Here is a 15,477-nt window from a genome sequence, read left to right on the forward strand (position 1 = left end):
GGTCGCTCGGGCCCGGGCGCGCAGCGCCTCCTGGGCCGCGTGCCGGTCCCGGCCCGCGAACAGGGCCTGGGACAGGGCGAGGGCGGTGCGCCGCTCCCCCGGCGAGAGGTAGCGGTTGCGGCTGGACAGGGCCAGCCCGTCCTCCTCGCGCACGGTCGGCACGCCGACGATCTCGATGCCGAAGTTCAGGTCCCGCACCATGCGCCGGACCAGGGCGAGCTGCTGGGCGTCCTTCTGCCCGAACAGCGCCACGTCGGGCCGGGTGAGGTGCAGCAGCTTGCCGACCACGGTGAGCATGCCGTCGAAGTGGCCGGGGCGGGTGGCGCCCTCCAGGCGCTCGCCCATGGGGCCCGCGCCGATCCGGACCTGCGGTTCGCCGCCCGGGTAGACCTCTTCCACGGACGGGGCGAAGACGACGTCGGCGCCCGCCTGCTCGGCGAGCTTGAGGTCGGCCTCCAGGGTGCGCGGGTAGCGGTCGAGGTCCTCGCCCGCGCCGAACTGCAACGGGTTGACGAAGACCGTGACCACGACCTCGCCGTCCGGACCGGCGAGCTCGCGCGCGGTGCGGATCAGGGTGGCGTGCCCCTCGTGCAGGGCGCCCATGGTCATCGCGACGGCCCGGCGGCCCGCGGGCACGCGTGCGTGCAGCTCTCCCGCGGTACGCAGCAAGGTGGTGGTCATCCGGCGGCTCCTTCGGTGCCGTGGGTTCCGTCGGTGCGGTCCGCCCCGTCGGCGAGTACCCCGAGCAGGTCCTCCGCGAGTTCCGGCTTGAGCAGTCCGTGGGCGAGCGCCCGGTCGGCGGTCGCGCGGGCCATCGCCAGATAGCCGGCCACGGTCCCCGGGGCGTGCTCGCGCAGCTGGCCGATGTGCGCGGCGACCGTGCCCGCGTCCCCGCGCGCGACGGGGCCGGTCAGCGCCGCGTCACCGGAGCGCAGGGCGTTGTCGAGGGCGGCACCGAGCAGCGGGCCGAGCATCCGGTCGGGCGCCTCGACGCCGGCCGTGCGCAGCAGTTCCATGGCCTGGGCGACGAGGGTGACCAGGTGGTTGGCGCCGAGTGCGAGAGCCGCGTGGTAGAGCGGCCGGTTCTCCTCGGCGATCCACTCCGGTTCGCCGCCCATCTCGATGACGAGGGCCTCGGCGGCCAGCCGCAGCTCGCCGGGGGCCGTGACGCCGAACGAGCAGCCGGCCAGCCGCTGCACGTCCACGGGGGTGCCGGTGAAGGTCATCGCGGGGTGCAGGGCCAGCGGCAGGGCGCCCGCGCGCAGGGCGGGGTCCAGCACCTTCGCGCCGTACCGCCCGGAGGTGTGCACGAGCAGCTGTCCCGGGCGCACGGCGCCGGTCTCGGCGAGTCCCGCCACCAGTCCGGGCAGGGTGTCGTCCGGGACGGTCAGCAGCACCAGTTCGGCGCGGCGCAGGACCTCGGCGGGCGGCACGACCGGCACGTCGGGCAGCAGCAGCGCGGCCCGCCTGCGGGAGGCGTCGGAGACCCCGGAGACGGCCACCGGGCGGTGGCCGGCGAGCTCCAGGGACGCGGCCAGCGCGGGGCCCACCCGGCCGGCGCCGACGACGCCGACGGTGAGCCGCGCGGGGCGGTCCCTGGGGTCTGGCTGTTGGACTGTACTCACGCGACCGTGACCTTCCCGTTCCAGTCCGCTCTGGGTACCGGACGATTTCTCGTCATGTTAACGCTATCGGCTCCGTCCGGTCCGGTTGTCCACAGGCTGTGGGTTTCCGGACCGGACCGGTCCGGACCGGACCGCGTCCGCTACGCGCGCGTGCCCGCACGGACCCGCGCACGGCATGATCCAGGGCATGGACGAGACGACGCGGCAGGGCACGCGGGACACGCAGGACACGCAGGGTGCGGGGGACGCGGAGGGTGCGGAAGGGGCGGGGACGTCACCCGGGTCGACGGCCGAGCGGCGCTCGGCCGTCCTGCGGGAGGCCCGGCGCACGCTGTCCCGCACGGGTTCCCGGGCCACGCTGCGCGACCGGCTGGCGTACCTGCACGAGACGGCACCCGAGGTGTACGACCTCGACGAACCGGCGGACATCTACGGCAACGGGATCGTGGAGCGCCTGGAGAAGCGGGTCGCCGCCCTGCTGGGCACGGAGGCCGCCGCGTTCTTCCCGACCGGCACGATGGCCCAGCAGGTGGCCCTGCGCTGCTGGGCGGGCCGCACCGGTGACAGCGCGGTCGCGCTGCACGCGCTGGCCCACCCCGAGGTGCACGAGCGGCACGCGCTCAGCCAGGTCAGCGGGCTGCGCCCGGTACGGCTGACGAACGAGCCCCGGCTGCCGACCGCCGACGAGGTGCGCGACTTCCCGGAGCCCTTCGGGACACTGATGCTGGAACTGCCCCTCAGGGACGCGGGTTTCGTCCTGCCCACCTGGGAGGAGCTCGGCGAGGTCGTGGCGGCGGCGCGCGAGCGGGACGCGGTGGTGCACTTCGACGGCGCGCGGCTGTGGGAGTCCACCGTCCATTTCGACCGCCCCCTGGCGGAGATCGCCGGCCTCGCGGACAGCGTCTACGTCTCGTTCTACAAGTCCCTCGACGCCTTCGCCGGCGCCGCGCTCGCCGGGCCCGCCACGCTGGTGGAGGAGGCGAAGGTCTGGCGGCACCGGTACGGCGGCCTGGCGTTCCAGCAGTTCCCCACGGTGCTGTCGGCCCTCGTCGGCCTCGACCGCGAGCTGCCCCGGCTGCCCGACTACGTACGTCACGCGCGCGTGGTGGCCGACGCCCTGCGGACGGGGTTCGCCGAGGCGGGGGTGCCGTGGGCGCGGGTGCACCCGGAGCAGCCGCACACCCACGAGTTCCAGGTGTGGCTGCCGTACGAGGCGGACCTGCTCGACGAGACCGCGGTGTGCCAGGGCGAGGAGACGGGGACCCTGCTCTTCGCCTCAGGCTGGCGGCCCGGCGGTCCGGGCCTGGCCTTCACCGAGGTCGGCGTGCGCGCCACCGGCCTGGAGTGGACGCCCCAGGACGTGACGGCGGCCGTCGCCGACTTCGTCTCCCGGCTGCACCGGACGGACGGCCACAGCGACGGCTGAACCGCCCGGAGGGCCCGGACCGGGCCCTCCGGGCGTGGACCGCGGGGCCGGCGGCCGTGGGCGGTGTTGTCGGTGGTGGAGTGCACCATGGGGACATGAGCGTGAGCATCGACATCGCGGGGCTGCGGCCGGAGAGGGTCACCGTCGTGCCCTCCCCGCTGGCCGAGCTCGGCATGGCGCTGCACGCCCTGGCCGAGCCCGGTCACCATCCCGAACTCCAGGGCTGGGTGACGAGCGTCACCAGCCGGCTCGACTCGCATCTGGCCGACCGGATGTGCGAGGCCGACTTCCTGTGGCGCACGACGTTCTCGGACCTGTTCCTGCCGTTCGCGGGCATCCCGGGCCGCGGCACGCTCACGCTCCCCGGCGCCACGCTCGCCGACGACCTCGACCTCCTGGACCGGCTGACGGACGAGCAGTTCGTGGACGCGGCCATGGAGTTCACGTGCACGCTGAACTACGACGTCCAGGCCCCGGACCTGCTCGCCGACGCCGACGCCCGGCGCCGCGCGCTGGAGATAGCCGCCTCCCGCGGCCCGCAGCAGGTGCGCTTCGCGCAACGGCTGCTCGACGACCCGCCCAGCGTCCGGGCCTGGCTGCGGCGGTTCCTGGAGGACTGCGACGAGGCGTTCTTCGACGAGGCCTGGTCCCGGCTGCGCCACCAGCTGACGGCGGACGCCCGGCACAAGACGGAGCTGCTGCGGCGCAAGGGGCTGGCCGAGGCGCTGGCCGCGGTCTCCCCCGTCGTGACGGTCGACGAGACCGCCGGGCGGATCCTCGTGGACAAGCTCGTCCAGGGCCGTACGGCCACGGCGGGCGGCGGCCTCCTGCTGGTGCCGAGCAGCTTCGGCCGGCCGCATCTGACGGTGCTGCACCGCTACGGCTGGCAGCCGCTGCTGCACTACCCGGTCGGTTCGTCCGAGCCGGTCTCCGCCCCGCCGGTCGAGCAGCTCGCCCTGCGGATGACCGCGCTGTCCCACCCCGTCCGGATGCGCATCTGCCGCCATCTGGCCCGCAGCGAGTACACCACCAGCGAGCTGGCCCAGGTGTACGGCATGACGGCACCCGAGATCTCCCGTCACCTCGGGGTGCTGAAGAAGGCGGGCCTGGTCACCACCCGGCGGCGCGGCCGGTACGTCCTGCACCAGCTGGACGTCTCCGTGGTGGCCCGGCTGGGCAGCGACTTCCTGGAGGGGATCCTCCGCTAGGGCGTGCCGTTCGGGTCGTTCAGGTCGGCCGGGTCAGCCGGGTCGTCCGGGCTCGGCGAGGTCAGCGGTGGCCGCCGCCGGCCCGCACCAGGCCCGTCTCGTAGGCCAGGACCACCACCTGCACCCGGTCCCGCAGCCCCAGCTTCGTCAGGATGCGGCCCACGTGCGTCTTGACGGTCGCCTCGGACAGCACCAGCCGGGCCGCGATCTCCCCGTTGGACAGCCCCTGGGCGACCAGCACCATCACCTCGCGCTCACGGTCGGTGAGCCGCTCCAGCTCGGCGAGCCGCGGTTCCTTGCCGGTGGAGGGCAGCATCGGCGCGAAGCGGTCGAGGAGACGGCGGGTGGTGGAGGGGGCGACCACCGCGTCACCGCTGTGCACCGAGCGGATCGCGGCCAGCAGTTCGGCCGGCGGCACGTCCTTGAGCATGAACCCGGACGCGCCCGCCTTCAGGCCCGAGAAGGCGTACTCGTCGAGGTCGAACGTGGTCAGGATGAGCACCTTCGGCGGCTCCGGCTCCGAGCAGATCCGGCGGGTGGTCTCGACCCCGTCGAGCTTCGGCATACGGACGTCCATCAGGACGACGTCGACCTCGCAGGAGCGCAGCACCTGAAGCGCCTCGACCCCGTCGCCCGCCTCCGCGACGACCTCCATGTCCGGCTGGGCGGCGAGCACCATCCGGAATCCGGTGCGCAGCAGCACCTGGTCGTCGACGAGCATCACGCGGATCGTCATGAGCCTCTTCCGTTTCGTGGTTCGCGGGCGAGCAGTTGGTGACCGGACGGTTCAGTTCCCGGTCGGGCGGCTCCCGGTCGGGCAGCTTGCTCGCGGTCGGTGGGTCGGGCGGGGGCGTGACAGGTGTCAACGGGCGGCGCGCGTCGGGGTCAGTGCGCGGGTTTGAGCGGGAGCAGGGCGCTGATACGGAATCCTCCGCCCGGCCGCGGGCCCGCGTCGAGAGTGCCGCCGACCATGCCCACGCGCTCGCGCATGCCTATCAGGCCGTGCCCCCGGCCGTCGGCGCCGCCCTCCTCGTACAGCTCGTGCGGGGCACCCTTTCCGTCGTCCTCGACGAGCAGGCCGAGTCCGTCGTCGAAGTAGACCAGGCGCACACTCGCACCGGCGTTCGGCCCGCCGTGCTTGCGGGTGTTGGTGAGCGCCTCCTGCACGATGCGGTACGCCGTGAGCTCCACGCCGCTGGGCAGCGGGCGCGGTGTGCCCTCGACCTTGAAGTCGACGGGCAGCCCCGCGTCCCGGCACTGCTCGACGAGGTCCTCGATCTGCTGGACGTCGGGCTGCGGCACGTACTCCCCGACCTCCTGGTGCTCCCCGGTCCGCAGCACACCCAGCAGGCGGCGCATCTCGGCGAGGGCCTGGCGGCCGGTGGAGGAGATCGTCTCCAGGGCCTTCCTCGCCTGGTCGGGCGCCGCGTCGAGGACGTAGGCGGCGCCGTCGGCCTGCACCACCATGACCGACACGTTGTGCGCGACCACGTCGTGCAGCTCGCGCGCGATCCGGGCGCGTTCGGCGGCGACCGCGACCTTCGACTGGGCCTCGCGCTCCTTCTCCAGACGCGCGGCCCGCTCCTCCAGCTGGGCGAAGTAGGCCCGGCGGGTGCGCATGGAGTCGCCGAGCACCCAGGCGAGGGCGAACGGCACGGTCTGGAAGATCACGATCGCCAGGTTGCCCACGGCGCTGGAGTTCTCGTTCGGCCACCGCAGCTGGGCCAGGGCGGCCGCGACCAGGCCCATGCCCAGGGCGAGCCAGGACGCCCAGCGGGCGGCGGTCGCGGCGACCGTGTAGACGATCACCAGCATGGCGAAGTCGGCGGCCGTCGTCTCCACGTCCAGCACCAGCTGCGCCACCCCGAGCACGGCCGTCAGCAGCAGCATCTGCACCGGCAGACGCCGGCGCAGCGCGACCACCAGGCACAGCAGCAACGTCACGGGGATGATCCGGACCGGGGAGTCGGTGCCCGCGGTCTCCCCGCGAGCGGCTCCACCCGCGACCGAGATCCCGAACAGGACGGCAGCCCAGAAGCTGTCGACCCAGGTCGGGTGTCTGCGGATGAGGTCATAGAGGCGCTGCACGCAACCCAGCGTAGGGAAGCCTGATGTGGGTGGGGGTCAACCGGAGGGCCGATCCGTGCCCGACGCGCGTACTCCGCAAGGTGGAGGCCGTGATCACCACGACGCCTACTCTGTCGGGGTGGAGCAGGACACGACGGACCCGGCGGACCCGACCGGCCAGGCGGACCCGACCGACCCGGTGGACCCGGTGGACCCGGTGGACCCGGTGGACGGGTGGCGCGGCTGGCGGGTGGCGACCGAGCACGCCCTGTACGGGCCGGACGGCTTCTACCGGCGGCCGGAGGGCCCCGCGGGACACTTCCGTACGTCGGTGCACGCCTCGCCGCTCTTCGCCCGGGCGGTGGCCCGGCTGCTGTGCCGGGTCGACGAGGCCCTGGGGCGGCCCGCCGCGCTCGACTTCGTCGACCTGGCCGCCGGCCGCGGCGAGCTGGTCCGCGGGGTGCTCGCCGCGCTGCCCGCGGACGTCGCCGCCCGCACGCGCGCCTGTGCCGTCGAGATCGCGGACCGCCCCTCCGGTCTCGACCCCCGGATCGGCTGGCTGGCCGAGCCGCCGCGGGAGGTCACCGGGCTGCTGTTCGCCAACGAGTGGCTGGACAACGTGCCCGTGGACGTCGCCGAGGTGGACGCGGCGGGGGTGGCGCGGCTGGTGCTGGTCCGGGCCGACGGTGCCGAGCGGCTCGGGGAACCGGTCCGGGGAGCGGCGGCGGACTGGCTCGCACGCTGGTGGCCGCTGCCGGACGAGGAGGGGCTGCGGGCGGAGATCGGGCTCCCCCGGGACCGTGCGTGGGCGGCCGCCGTCTCCCGTGTGACGCGGGGACTCGCGGTGGCCGTGGACTACGCGCACGCCCTGGACGCGCGCCCCCCGTTCGGGACGCTGACCGGCTTCCGGGAGGGCCGCGGGACGACGCCCGTGCCGGACGGTTCGTGCGACATCACGGCACATGTCGCGCTGGACGCCTGTGCGCTCGCAGGCGCACGCCGGATCACACAGCGCACGGCCCTGCACGGCCTGGGTCTCACCGGCGCACGCCCCCCACTCACGCTCGCCTCCAGCGACCCGGCAGCGTACGTCCGCGCTCTCGCGCAGGCCGGAGAGGCCGCCGAACTGACCGCGCCCGGGGGGCTGGGCGACTTCGGGTGGCTGCTTCAGCCGGTGGGGATCACAGACCCGCACGCCCTACTTGTCGATGTCCCCGACCACGAAGAACAGTGAGCCGAGGATGGCCACCATGTCCGCCACCAGCGTGCCCGGCAGCAGCTCGGTCAGCGCCTGGATGTTGTTGTACGAGGCGGACCGCAGCTTCAGCCGGTACGGGGTCTTCTCGCCCTTGCTGACCAGGTAGTACCCGTTGATGCCGAGCGGGTTCTCGGTCCACGCGTAGGTGTGCCCCTCGGGCGCCTTCAGGACCTTCGGCAGCCGCTGGTTGATCGGTCCTGGCGCCAGCCCGGTGAGCCGGTCGAGGCAGGCGTCGGCGAGGTCCAGCGCGTTGTGCGTCTGCTCCAGGAGGCACTCGAAGCGGGCCAGGCAGTCGCCCTCCTGCCGGGTGACGACCTTCAGGGTGTCCTGGAGCTCCCCGTAGGCGAGGTAGGGCTCGTCGCGGCGCAGGTCGAAGTCGACCCCGGAGGCGCGCGCGATCGGCCCGCTCACGCCGTACGCGTGCACGGTCTGCGCCGTGAGGGCGCCCACGCCCCGCGTACGCCCGCGGAAGATCTCGTTGCCGAGCACCAGGTCGTCGTAGACGTTCATGCGCGAGCGCACGGCGGCCACCGCGGCACGGGCGCGGCCGGCCCAGCCGGCCGGCAGGTCCTCCTTCAGGCCGCCGACACGGTTGAACATGTAGTGCATGCGCCCGCCGGAGACCTCCTCCATGACGTTCTGGAGGACCTCGCGCTCGCGGAACGCGTAGAACACCGGGGTGATGCCGCCCAGCTCCAGCGGGTACGACCCGAGGAACATGAGGTGGTTGAGCACCCGGTTCAGCTCGGCGAGGAGCGTGCGCGTCCACACCGCGCGCTCCGGCACCTCCATGCCGAGCATCCGCTCCACCGCGAGGACCACGCCCAGCTCGTTCGAGAACGCCGACAGCCAGTCGTGGCGGTTGGCGAGCATGATGATCTGGCGGTAGTCGCGCGCCTCGAAGAGCTTCTCGGCGCCGCGGTGCATATAGCCGATCACCGGCTCCGCGCTGACGATGCGCTCGCCGTCCAGCACCAGCCGCAGGCGCAGCACTCCATGCGTGGAGGGGTGCTGCGGCCCGATGTTGAGCACCATGTCGGTGCTCTCCGCGGCGCCGCCGATCCCGACCGTGGTCTCCGTCGTAGGAGTCATGGACACAGTCTCCCCTACGTACGCTGGCCCCATGGAGACGGGGAGCCCGGGAGCGGCCGGGGCGACAGGGGCCGAGCCGGTGGTGTGGACGGGGCTGCCGCCCGGACTGCTGCGGATGCGACGGTTGCTGCTGGTGGTGTGGCTGGGGTCGATCACCCTCGCCGTGGGGCTGCTGCTCGGGCTGCTGGCGGGGCCCGCCTGGGCGGCCTTCGCGCTGCTGCCGCTGGCGGCGGCCGGGTGGGGCTGGGTGATGCTCGGCCGCAACTGGCGCTCCTGGCGGTACGCCGAGCGCGCCGACGACCTGCTCCTGAGCCGGGGCGTGCTGTGGCACACGGAGACCGTCGTGCCGTACGGGCGGATGCAGTTGGTCGAGGTGACCTCCGGTCCCGTCATGCGGTGGTTCGGGCTGGCCGGCGTGCAGTTGCACACGGCGGCCGCCGCGACCGACGCGACCGTCCCCGGGCTGGAACCGGCCGAGGCGCAGCGGCTGCGCGACCGGCTCACCGAGCTGGGCGAAGCCCGGTCGGCGGGATTGTGACGGCGCCGGACGCCGGTCACGACGCCGCCGCGCCGCGGCCGGTGACCGAGGAGCGGCGGCTGCATCCCGTCACACCGTTCCGGCGGGCGTGGGCGCCGGTCGCGGTGATAGCGGGGTGGGCGGCGCACGACCCCGACCAGGCGCAGGCGCAGCTGACCCGGCTGACCACGACGACGCTGCTGATCGCGCTCGCCGTGTTCGTCCCGGCGGCCTGCCTCTACGGCTTTCTCACCTGGTGGTACACCCACTTCTCGGTGACCGACACCGAACTGCGCATACGGACCGGCCTGTTGTTCCGGCGCACCGCGCACATCCGGCTGGAGCGCATCCAGGCGGTCGACGTCACCCGGCCGCTTCTCGCGCGCGTGGCGGGCGTCGCCAAGCTCAGGCTCGACGTCGTCGGTACGGACAAGAAGGACGAACTCGCCTTCCTGGGCGAGGGCGAGGCACGCAGGCTGCGGGCCGAACTGCTCGCGCGGGCGGCCGGTTTCGCGCCCGAGACGGTCCACGAGGTCGGCGAGGCACCGGCCCGGCAGCTGCTGCGCGTGCCCGCCCGCGACCTCGCGGTCTCGCTGCTGCTGACCGGCGCGACCTGGGGCGGGCTGGCCGCCGCACTCGTCGTACCGCCGGTGCTGTGGCTGGCCACCCACAGCGTGTGGACGGTTCTCGCGACCGGTGTGCCCCTGCTCGGCGCGGCGGGCGCGCGCAGTGTGGGGCGGTTCGCCGGTGAGTACGACTGGACGCTGGGCGAGTCGCCGGACGGCCTGCGCATCGACCACGGGCTGCTGGACCGCGCGCACGAGACGGTGCCGCCGGGGCGCGTGCAGAGCGTGCGGATCGTGCAGCCGCTGCTGTGGCGGCGGCGCGACTGGGTGCGGGTGGAGCTGGAGGTGGCCGGGTCGTCCGGTTCGGTGCTGGTGCCGGTCGCGCCGCGCGGGCTCGCCGACGCGGTCGTCGCGCACGTGCTGCCCGGGGTGGGCGTGCCGACCGCCACGGCCATGACCACGGAGGCGGCCCGGCCGCCCCGGCGGGCCGGGCGGTGCGTGCCGCTGTGGTGGCGGGGCTACGGACTGGTGGTCACCGACGCGGTGTTCGCCGCCCGGCACGGGCTGCTGCGGCGCACCGTGGCGCTGGTGCCGCACGCCAAGGTGCAGAGCGTACGGCTGACGCAGGGGCCCTGGCAGCGGCTGTGGCGGGTCGCCGACGTGCACGTGGACACGGGGGCCGGCGGGTCGGTGACCGCCCGCCTGCGGGACGCGCGCGAGGCAGGGGAGCTGCTGCGCGGGCAGGCGGAGCGTTCCCGTACGGGACGCAGGGACGCCCGGCCCGACAGGTGGATGGCCTGAGCGGAAGCCGGGCGCCGGATCTGCCGGACCGTCAGGATGCCGCGCTGCGCAGCTTCTGAAGGTCGATCTGCTCCGTCTCGTCGTGCTCCGTCAGGTCGATGACCTGGCCGGCGTCACGCGACTTCGGGTCCGCCGGGGTGAACTCCCCCTCCGCCGCCTTGTGCACGGCGATGGCCTCCTCGCCGACGACGTCGGCGAGGTCCTCGTTCTGCACGGCGTCCAGGGCGGACGGCTCCGCGGACTTCTGCATGCCGAAGAAGTCGAACCCGCCCTCCGTCGTCGGCCTGCGCACGGGCGCGGCGGCCGGTACGACGGCCACGGCGGTCGGCACGGTGAAGTGCCCGGAGGGCCGGTGCACGACTGCGGGGGACTTCGCCGGCGCCGGCAGCTGCGGGCGGGAGGACTGTTCCGCCGGAGGAGCCTGGGCGGCCTGGGAAACCTGGGGAGCAGGGGAAGCCTGAGGGGCCCGGGGGGCGGGCTCTCGCCGGGCGACGGCCGTGCTCGTGGCGGGAGCCGTCTCCGGCCGCGTGCCGGTGTCCGCCCGGCCGGCCGTGCGTGCCTCGGGGACGCCTGCTTCCCGGGCGGCTGCCGCACGCGGGGTGCCGCTGTCCTCGGAGGTGACGTCCGCTTCCGGGCGGGCCGTCCCTTCCGGGCCCGTGGCCTCCTCGGCGGTGACGGTCTCTTCCGGGGCGACCGGCTTCTTCTGGGCCGCCGCGTCGGTGGCGACGGCCCCCTCGCGGGTGGCGCTCTCCAGGTCCGCCATCGGTTCGGCGGCCGCACGCTGGTGCTCGTCGGCCGCCTCGAACTTCCCCTGCGCCTCGTCCTCCTGCACGGCCTCCGCGCGGAGCGCGACCTCGGCACCGGATGCGGCGGGCCCGGCGGACGCGTCCGCGGCGGCCTCGGCGTCGAACCGGGTCAGTGCCGCCTTGGCCCGCAGGAACAGCTTGGACCCCTCGGGGGAGAAGGCCGCCGGAGCCACCGGCGCGCCCTCGTCGGCCGTCCCCGCGCCCTCGTCCTCGTCCTCGAAGTCGCTGTCGCTGTCGCTGTCGCTGTCGGCATCAACGTCGGCATCGATGTCGAGCTCCGCCTCGGCGTCGATGTCCGCCCCGGCAGCAGCCGCGGTCTCGGCGTCGGTCTCGGCCGGGGCAGCCACAGCCCCGGTCTCCTCCGCCGCGGCCGGAGCCGTCCCCGGCGGCAGTGCCCGCGCGGGAGCCGCGCTCTCTATCTCCAGCAGCCGGCGGCCCTCCAGGGCGGTCGCCCGCTCGGTCTCCGCCGTCGCGTACCGCCGCAGCAGCGCGGCGTGCTCGTTGCGCAGCCGGGCCAGTTCGGCGCGCTTCGCCCGCAGCCGCTGCTCCAGCTTCACGCGCAGCTCGCGCGACTCCTCGAGGTCGGTCTCCAGTTCGGCGACGCGTTCCTCGTGCCGCCAGTCGTCACTCGCACGCGCGCGGGTGAGGTCGGCGACCTGTTTGCCCGCCTGGGCATCCCAGCGGCGCATGACGACGGCGCCCAGGACGGCCGTCGTCGCGGCGGCCGCGGCCAGACCGCGGAGCACCATCGCCTGCGAGAACACCCAGGGGGCGAAAGCGCAGACAACGGAGACGCCGGCGATCACCGAAGGCGGCAACAGCCTGTGCAGGGGCGGGGAATGGCGGTGACGTCCACGTGGCATGGCCAGAAACTTACCGCGCGTAGGCAAGTGGTGGTGCCCCGCAGTCCAAAAACGCATCCATACCGAAGCCTTTTCAGCCTTCGTTCAGTCGCCCGCTGATCCACTGCAACGTCGCGGGGATCTCCCGGCGCCAGGTATTGAAGTTGTGTCCGCCGCTTTCGAGGATGATCGACGAGATCCGTGTCAGGTTCGTCGCCTGCACCCGTTCTATGAACTTCAGCGTGGTTTTGTAGTTGGATTCGCCGACCTTGCTGCTGGTGACGAGCAGTGAAGTGTCGGGCGCCGGCTCGTGCTTGATGAACCACAGCAGGTCGGCCCGCCTGCGCAGCAGCTCGTCCCCGTGGAAGAGATCGCCGGTGGTGGGGTCGTGGGGCGCCCTGTAGTACGGCGACAGGCCCGCGCCCGCCGCGTAGACACCGGGGTGGTGCATGGCCAGCTTCAGTGCGCAGTAACCGCCGGTGGAGTCCCCGATGACGCCCCAGCTGCCCGGTTTCCCGCCCGCCCGGTAATGCGCCCGTACCGCGTCCGGCAGATCCTCGGTGAAGAACGTCTCGGTCTGCGGCCCGCCCGGGATGTCCACGCACTCCGTGTCGCGCGGCGGCGCGACGGTCGGCCGCAGCATCACCAGGATCATCGGCTGCATACGGCCGTCCTTGGCGAGGTCCCGCGCCGTGCGCGGATAGTTCAATTTGTCCACCAGAGCCTCGGCGGTACCCGGATATCCGGTGAGGACCACCGCCACGGGAAACGTGCGCGTGCGGTGGGCGGACTGGAAGTACTCCGGCGGCAGATACACGTACGCGGGGGTGGCGATGTGTGTCCTGCGGCCGTAGATGTCGATCTTCTGGATCTGTCCGCCGACCTGCGGCCGGGCACTGCCCTGATCCGTCACCGGCCTGGTGCCGACCACCTCCAGCGGGCCGCCCGAGCCGCGGCCCACCGTGTGGTTGACGACCACCCCCTGGTCCTTCTCGCGCCCGAACAGGTCCGCCCAGTCGGCATAGAACCCGAAGGCCTGGTTGACCGCCAGCCCCACACAGACGAACACCGTCAGCTGGGTGACGAGCAGGAGACCCACGCGCCCGACGACCGCCCACCAGGTACGCCGGGCCAGCCGCGGCCACCACCACACCGTGCCGACGAACAGCAGCACGGCGAGAGCTATCGCCAGTACCAGCACCTTGTTGCTCGTGAGCCCCATAAGGCTTTCCCGCCTGCGCTTCCCGTCCGGACCCGCGCGCTCGGCGCGATCTTTCGCGAGCACTTGTCCCGGACTTTCCATTGCCTTTGACGCGGCTTTGTCGGAAGGAGTGAACCTCTCCCCCCGAGACACCGTCCTAGAGGGCGCAATGTCGCCGGATGCCCGAAACGGCACCGGATTCAAGGTCTCTCGCAGAACCACGGGATGCGATGTCTGTCAGGGAAGATGGGGAAATGTCGGGCGGGGTTCCGAACCGATCAAGCCGAGCGCGGCGCCTCCTGCGAGGGCCGCGCCCGGAGTCCGTACCTGCTCTCGTCGGCAGAGCGTGTGCCCTCGTCGGCGTCCTGGACATCGCCGCGGGCGTCTTCCCGCGGTTCCGGCACAGCCGTATGCACTCCATGGCCGAGGTGCTGCCGGGCTCGGTCGGCCCGTTCGCGGCCGCGCTCTCGCTCAGCAGCGGTGTGCTCCTGCTCCTGCTCGCCCACGGCCTCAAGCGCAGCAAGCGCCGGGCCTGGCGGGCCGCGGTGGCGCTGCTGCCCGCGGGTGCCGTCGGGCAGTTCACGTACCGGCACTCCCCGGTCGGAGTGCTGATCTCGCTCGCCCTGCTCGCACCGCTGCTGCTGCACCGCGACCAGTTCGCCGCCCTGCCCGATCCACGCAGTCGATGGCGTGCCCTTGCCAACTTCGTCCTCATGGGCGCCGGTTCCCTCGTCCTCGGACTCGTCATCGTCAGCGTCCACCCGAACCGCATGATCGGCGACCCGAGCCTGGCCGATCGCCTGACGCACGTCCTGTACGGCCTCTTCGGCTTCGAGGGCCCCGTCGACTACCAGGGGAACACCTCCTGGACGGTCGCCTTCTCCCTGGGCGCCCTCGGCATGCTCACCGCGGTCACCACGATCTACTTCGCCTTCCGCCCCGAGCACCCGGCCGCCCGGCTCACCGAGGAGGACGAGGCCCGGCTGCGCGACCTGCTGGCCCGGCACGGCCGCCGCGACTCCCTCGGCCACTTCGCGCTGCGCCGCGACAAGGCCGTCGTCTTCTCCCCCAGCGGCAAGGCCGCGGTGACCTACCGGGTCGTCTCCGGTGTGATGCTCGCCAGCGGCGACCCCATCGGGGACGTCGAGGCCTGGCCGGGCGCCATCGAGCGCTTCATGGACGAGGCCAGGGCCCACTCCTGGACCCCGGCCGTCATGGGCTGCTCCGAGACGGGCGGGGAGGTGTGGACCCGCGAGACCGGCCTCGACGCCCTCGAACTGGGCGACGAGGCGGTGGTGGACGTCGCGGATTTCTCGCTCGCCGGCCGCGCGATGCGCAACGTGCGCCAGATGGTCAAGCGCATCGAGCGCGCCGGTTACGAGACCCGAGTACGGCGCGTGGGTGACCTCGGCGAGGCCGAGCTGGAGCGCGTGCGGCAGGCCGCGGCCGACTGGCGCGGCACCGACACCGAGCGCGGCTTCTCCATGGCCCTCGGCCGGATCGGCGACGCCTCCGACGCCGACTGCCTGATCGCCACCGCCCACAAGGCCGACGGCGAACCGGGACCGTACGGCGACCTGAAGGCCGTGCTGCACTTCGTGCCCTGGGGCACCGACGGCGCGTCCCTGGACCTCATGCGGCGCGACCGCTCGGCCGACCCCGGCATGAACGAGCTCCTCATCGTCGCCGCGCTCCAGGCCGCCCCGAAACTCGGCATCGCGCGCGTGTCGCTCAACTTCGCGATGTTCCGCTCGGCGCTGGCCCGCGGCGAGAAGATCGGCGCGGGGCCGGTGCTGCGCGCCTGGCGCGGGCTGCTGGTCTTCCTCTCCCGCTGGTTCCAGATCGAGTCCCTGTACAAGTTCAACGCCAAGTTCCAGCCCCGGTGGGAACCGCGCTTCGTCGTCTACCGCGCCTCGGCCGACCTGCCCCGCATCGGCTTCGCCGCCATGCAGGCCGAGGGCTTCGTGAACCTGGCGCTGCCCCTGCCGGGCTTCCTGCGCCGCCGCTCGGCCAGCCCCAGCCCGTGCGCGCACGGGCTGGCGGAACGAGGCGTCCACGTGGCCTGAGC

The 15,477-nt window shown here is 73.4% G+C and carries 12 protein-coding genes and 1 pseudogene; 6 read left to right on the forward strand and 7 right to left on the reverse strand.

Translation table 11 applies throughout. The annotated features are described in order from the left end of the window. Both panC and ABT085_RS31710 read right to left on the reverse strand, forming a co-directional pair. On the reverse strand, nucleotides 1-681 hold a 681-nt coding region (gene panC / locus ABT085_RS31705; protein WP_351615606.1), incomplete at its 3' end, for a pantoate--beta-alanine ligase. Further along, the gene (locus tag ABT085_RS31710) at nucleotides 678-1,625 is read right to left on the reverse strand and encodes a Rossmann-like and DUF2520 domain-containing protein (RefSeq protein ID WP_351615609.1); all 948 of its coding nucleotides are present in this window, start codon (nucleotides 1,623-1,625) and stop codon (nucleotides 678-680) included. The genes panC and ABT085_RS31710, both read right to left, overlap by 4 nt. A 187-nt stretch (nucleotides 1,626-1,812) precedes the next feature. On the opposite strand from ABT085_RS31710, the gene ABT085_RS31715 reads away from it, so the two are divergent. Continuing rightward, nucleotides 1,813-3,051: a threonine aldolase family protein gene (locus tag ABT085_RS31715; RefSeq protein ID WP_351615612.1), complete on the forward strand. Its 1,239-nt coding sequence runs from the start codon at nucleotides 1,813-1,815 to the stop codon at nucleotides 3,049-3,051. Between the two features lie 95 nt (nucleotides 3,052-3,146). After that, nucleotides 3,147-4,259: a DUF5937 family protein gene (locus ABT085_RS31720; RefSeq protein ID WP_351615615.1), complete on the forward strand. Its 1,113-nt coding sequence runs from the start codon at nucleotides 3,147-3,149 to the stop codon at nucleotides 4,257-4,259. Nucleotides 4,260-4,320: 61 nt separating this feature from the next. Here the strand turns inward: ABT085_RS31720 and ABT085_RS31725 are convergent, their stop codons facing one another. Together ABT085_RS31725 and ABT085_RS31730 are read right to left on the reverse strand one after the other, a co-directional pair. Then, on the reverse strand, nucleotides 4,321-4,995 hold the full coding sequence (locus ABT085_RS31725) for a response regulator (RefSeq protein WP_351615618.1): 675 nt from the start codon (nucleotides 4,993-4,995) through the stop codon (nucleotides 4,321-4,323). A 149-nt stretch (nucleotides 4,996-5,144) separates the two neighbouring features. Continuing rightward, complete coding sequence (locus tag ABT085_RS31730; RefSeq protein WP_351615621.1) at nucleotides 5,145-6,347, reverse strand: sensor histidine kinase; 1,203 nt, start codon at nucleotides 6,345-6,347, stop codon at nucleotides 5,145-5,147. Nucleotides 6,348-6,525: 178 nt separating this feature from the next. Here ABT085_RS31730 and ABT085_RS31735 point away from each other — a divergent pair, with 178 nt between their 5' ends. Continuing rightward, the gene (locus tag ABT085_RS31735; protein WP_351615641.1) at nucleotides 6,526-7,560 is read left to right on the forward strand and encodes an SAM-dependent methyltransferase; all 1,035 of its coding nucleotides are present in this window, start codon (nucleotides 6,526-6,528) and stop codon (nucleotides 7,558-7,560) included. On the opposite strand, the gene ABT085_RS31740 is transcribed toward ABT085_RS31735, so the two are convergent. Further along, nucleotides 7,525-8,676, reverse strand: coding sequence for an NADH-quinone oxidoreductase subunit D (locus tag ABT085_RS31740; protein ID WP_351615624.1), 1,152 nt, complete (start codon nucleotides 8,674-8,676; stop codon nucleotides 7,525-7,527). The genes ABT085_RS31735 and ABT085_RS31740 overlap by 36 nt on opposite strands. A gap of 115 nt (nucleotides 8,677-8,791) precedes the next feature. Here ABT085_RS31740 and ABT085_RS31745 point away from each other — a divergent pair. Continuing rightward, nucleotides 8,792-9,124: pseudogene (locus ABT085_RS31745) on the forward strand (PH domain-containing protein); the annotation flags it as partial. Continuing rightward, nucleotides 9,073-10,560 (forward strand): PH domain-containing protein, encoded by a 1,488-nt coding sequence (locus ABT085_RS31750; RefSeq protein ID WP_502982847.1) that lies wholly within the window; start codon nucleotides 9,073-9,075, stop codon nucleotides 10,558-10,560. The pseudogene ABT085_RS31745 and the gene ABT085_RS31750, both read left to right, overlap by 52 nt. Nucleotides 10,561-10,591: 31 nt before the next feature. Here the strand turns inward: ABT085_RS31750 and ABT085_RS31755 are convergent, their stop codons facing one another. Next, nucleotides 10,592-12,229, reverse strand: a complete 1,638-nt coding sequence (locus tag ABT085_RS31755; RefSeq protein ID WP_351615632.1) for a coiled-coil domain-containing protein — start codon at nucleotides 12,227-12,229, stop codon at nucleotides 10,592-10,594. Nucleotides 12,230-12,302: 73 nt separating this feature from the next. Then, nucleotides 12,303-13,430, reverse strand: a complete 1,128-nt coding sequence (locus ABT085_RS31760; RefSeq protein WP_351615635.1) for an alpha/beta hydrolase — start codon at nucleotides 13,428-13,430, stop codon at nucleotides 12,303-12,305. 233 nt (nucleotides 13,431-13,663) lie between these two features. On the opposite strand from ABT085_RS31760, the gene ABT085_RS31765 reads away from it, so the two are divergent. Next, a complete protein-coding gene (locus ABT085_RS31765) occupies nucleotides 13,664-15,475 on the forward strand; it encodes a phosphatidylglycerol lysyltransferase domain-containing protein (protein WP_351615638.1) in 1,812 nt (603 codons plus the stop codon). Nucleotides 15,476-15,477 lie beyond the last annotated feature (2 nt).

The sequence above is a fragment of the Streptomyces sp. NPDC002265 genome, from assembly GCF_040296125.1.
GTDB lineage: Bacteria > Actinomycetota > Actinomycetes > Streptomycetales > Streptomycetaceae > Streptomyces.

Bases quoted from the DNA above. Each gene is read 5' to 3' on its own strand.
- ABT085_RS31715 (WP_351615612.1), top strand. From the start codon at position 1,813: ATGGACGAGACGACGCGGCAGGGCACGCGGGACACGCAGGACACGCAG.
- ABT085_RS31720 (WP_351615615.1), top strand. From the start codon at position 3,147: ATGAGCGTGAGCATCGACATCGCGGGGCTGCGGCCGGAGAGGGTCACC.
- ABT085_RS31725 (WP_351615618.1), bottom strand. From the start codon at position 4,995: ATGACGATCCGCGTGATGCTCGTCGACGACCAGGTGCTGCTGCGCACC.
- ABT085_RS31740 (WP_351615624.1), bottom strand. From the start codon at position 8,676: ATGACTCCTACGACGGAGACCACGGTCGGGATCGGCGGCGCCGCGGAG.
- ABT085_RS31755 (WP_351615632.1), bottom strand. From the start codon at position 12,229: ATGCCACGTGGACGTCACCGCCATTCCCCGCCCCTGCACAGGCTGTTG.
- ABT085_RS31760 (WP_351615635.1), bottom strand. From the start codon at position 13,430: ATGGGGCTCACGAGCAACAAGGTGCTGGTACTGGCGATAGCTCTCGCC.
- ABT085_RS31765 (WP_351615638.1), top strand. From the start codon at position 13,664: ATGTCGGGCGGGGTTCCGAACCGATCAAGCCGAGCGCGGCGCCTCCTG.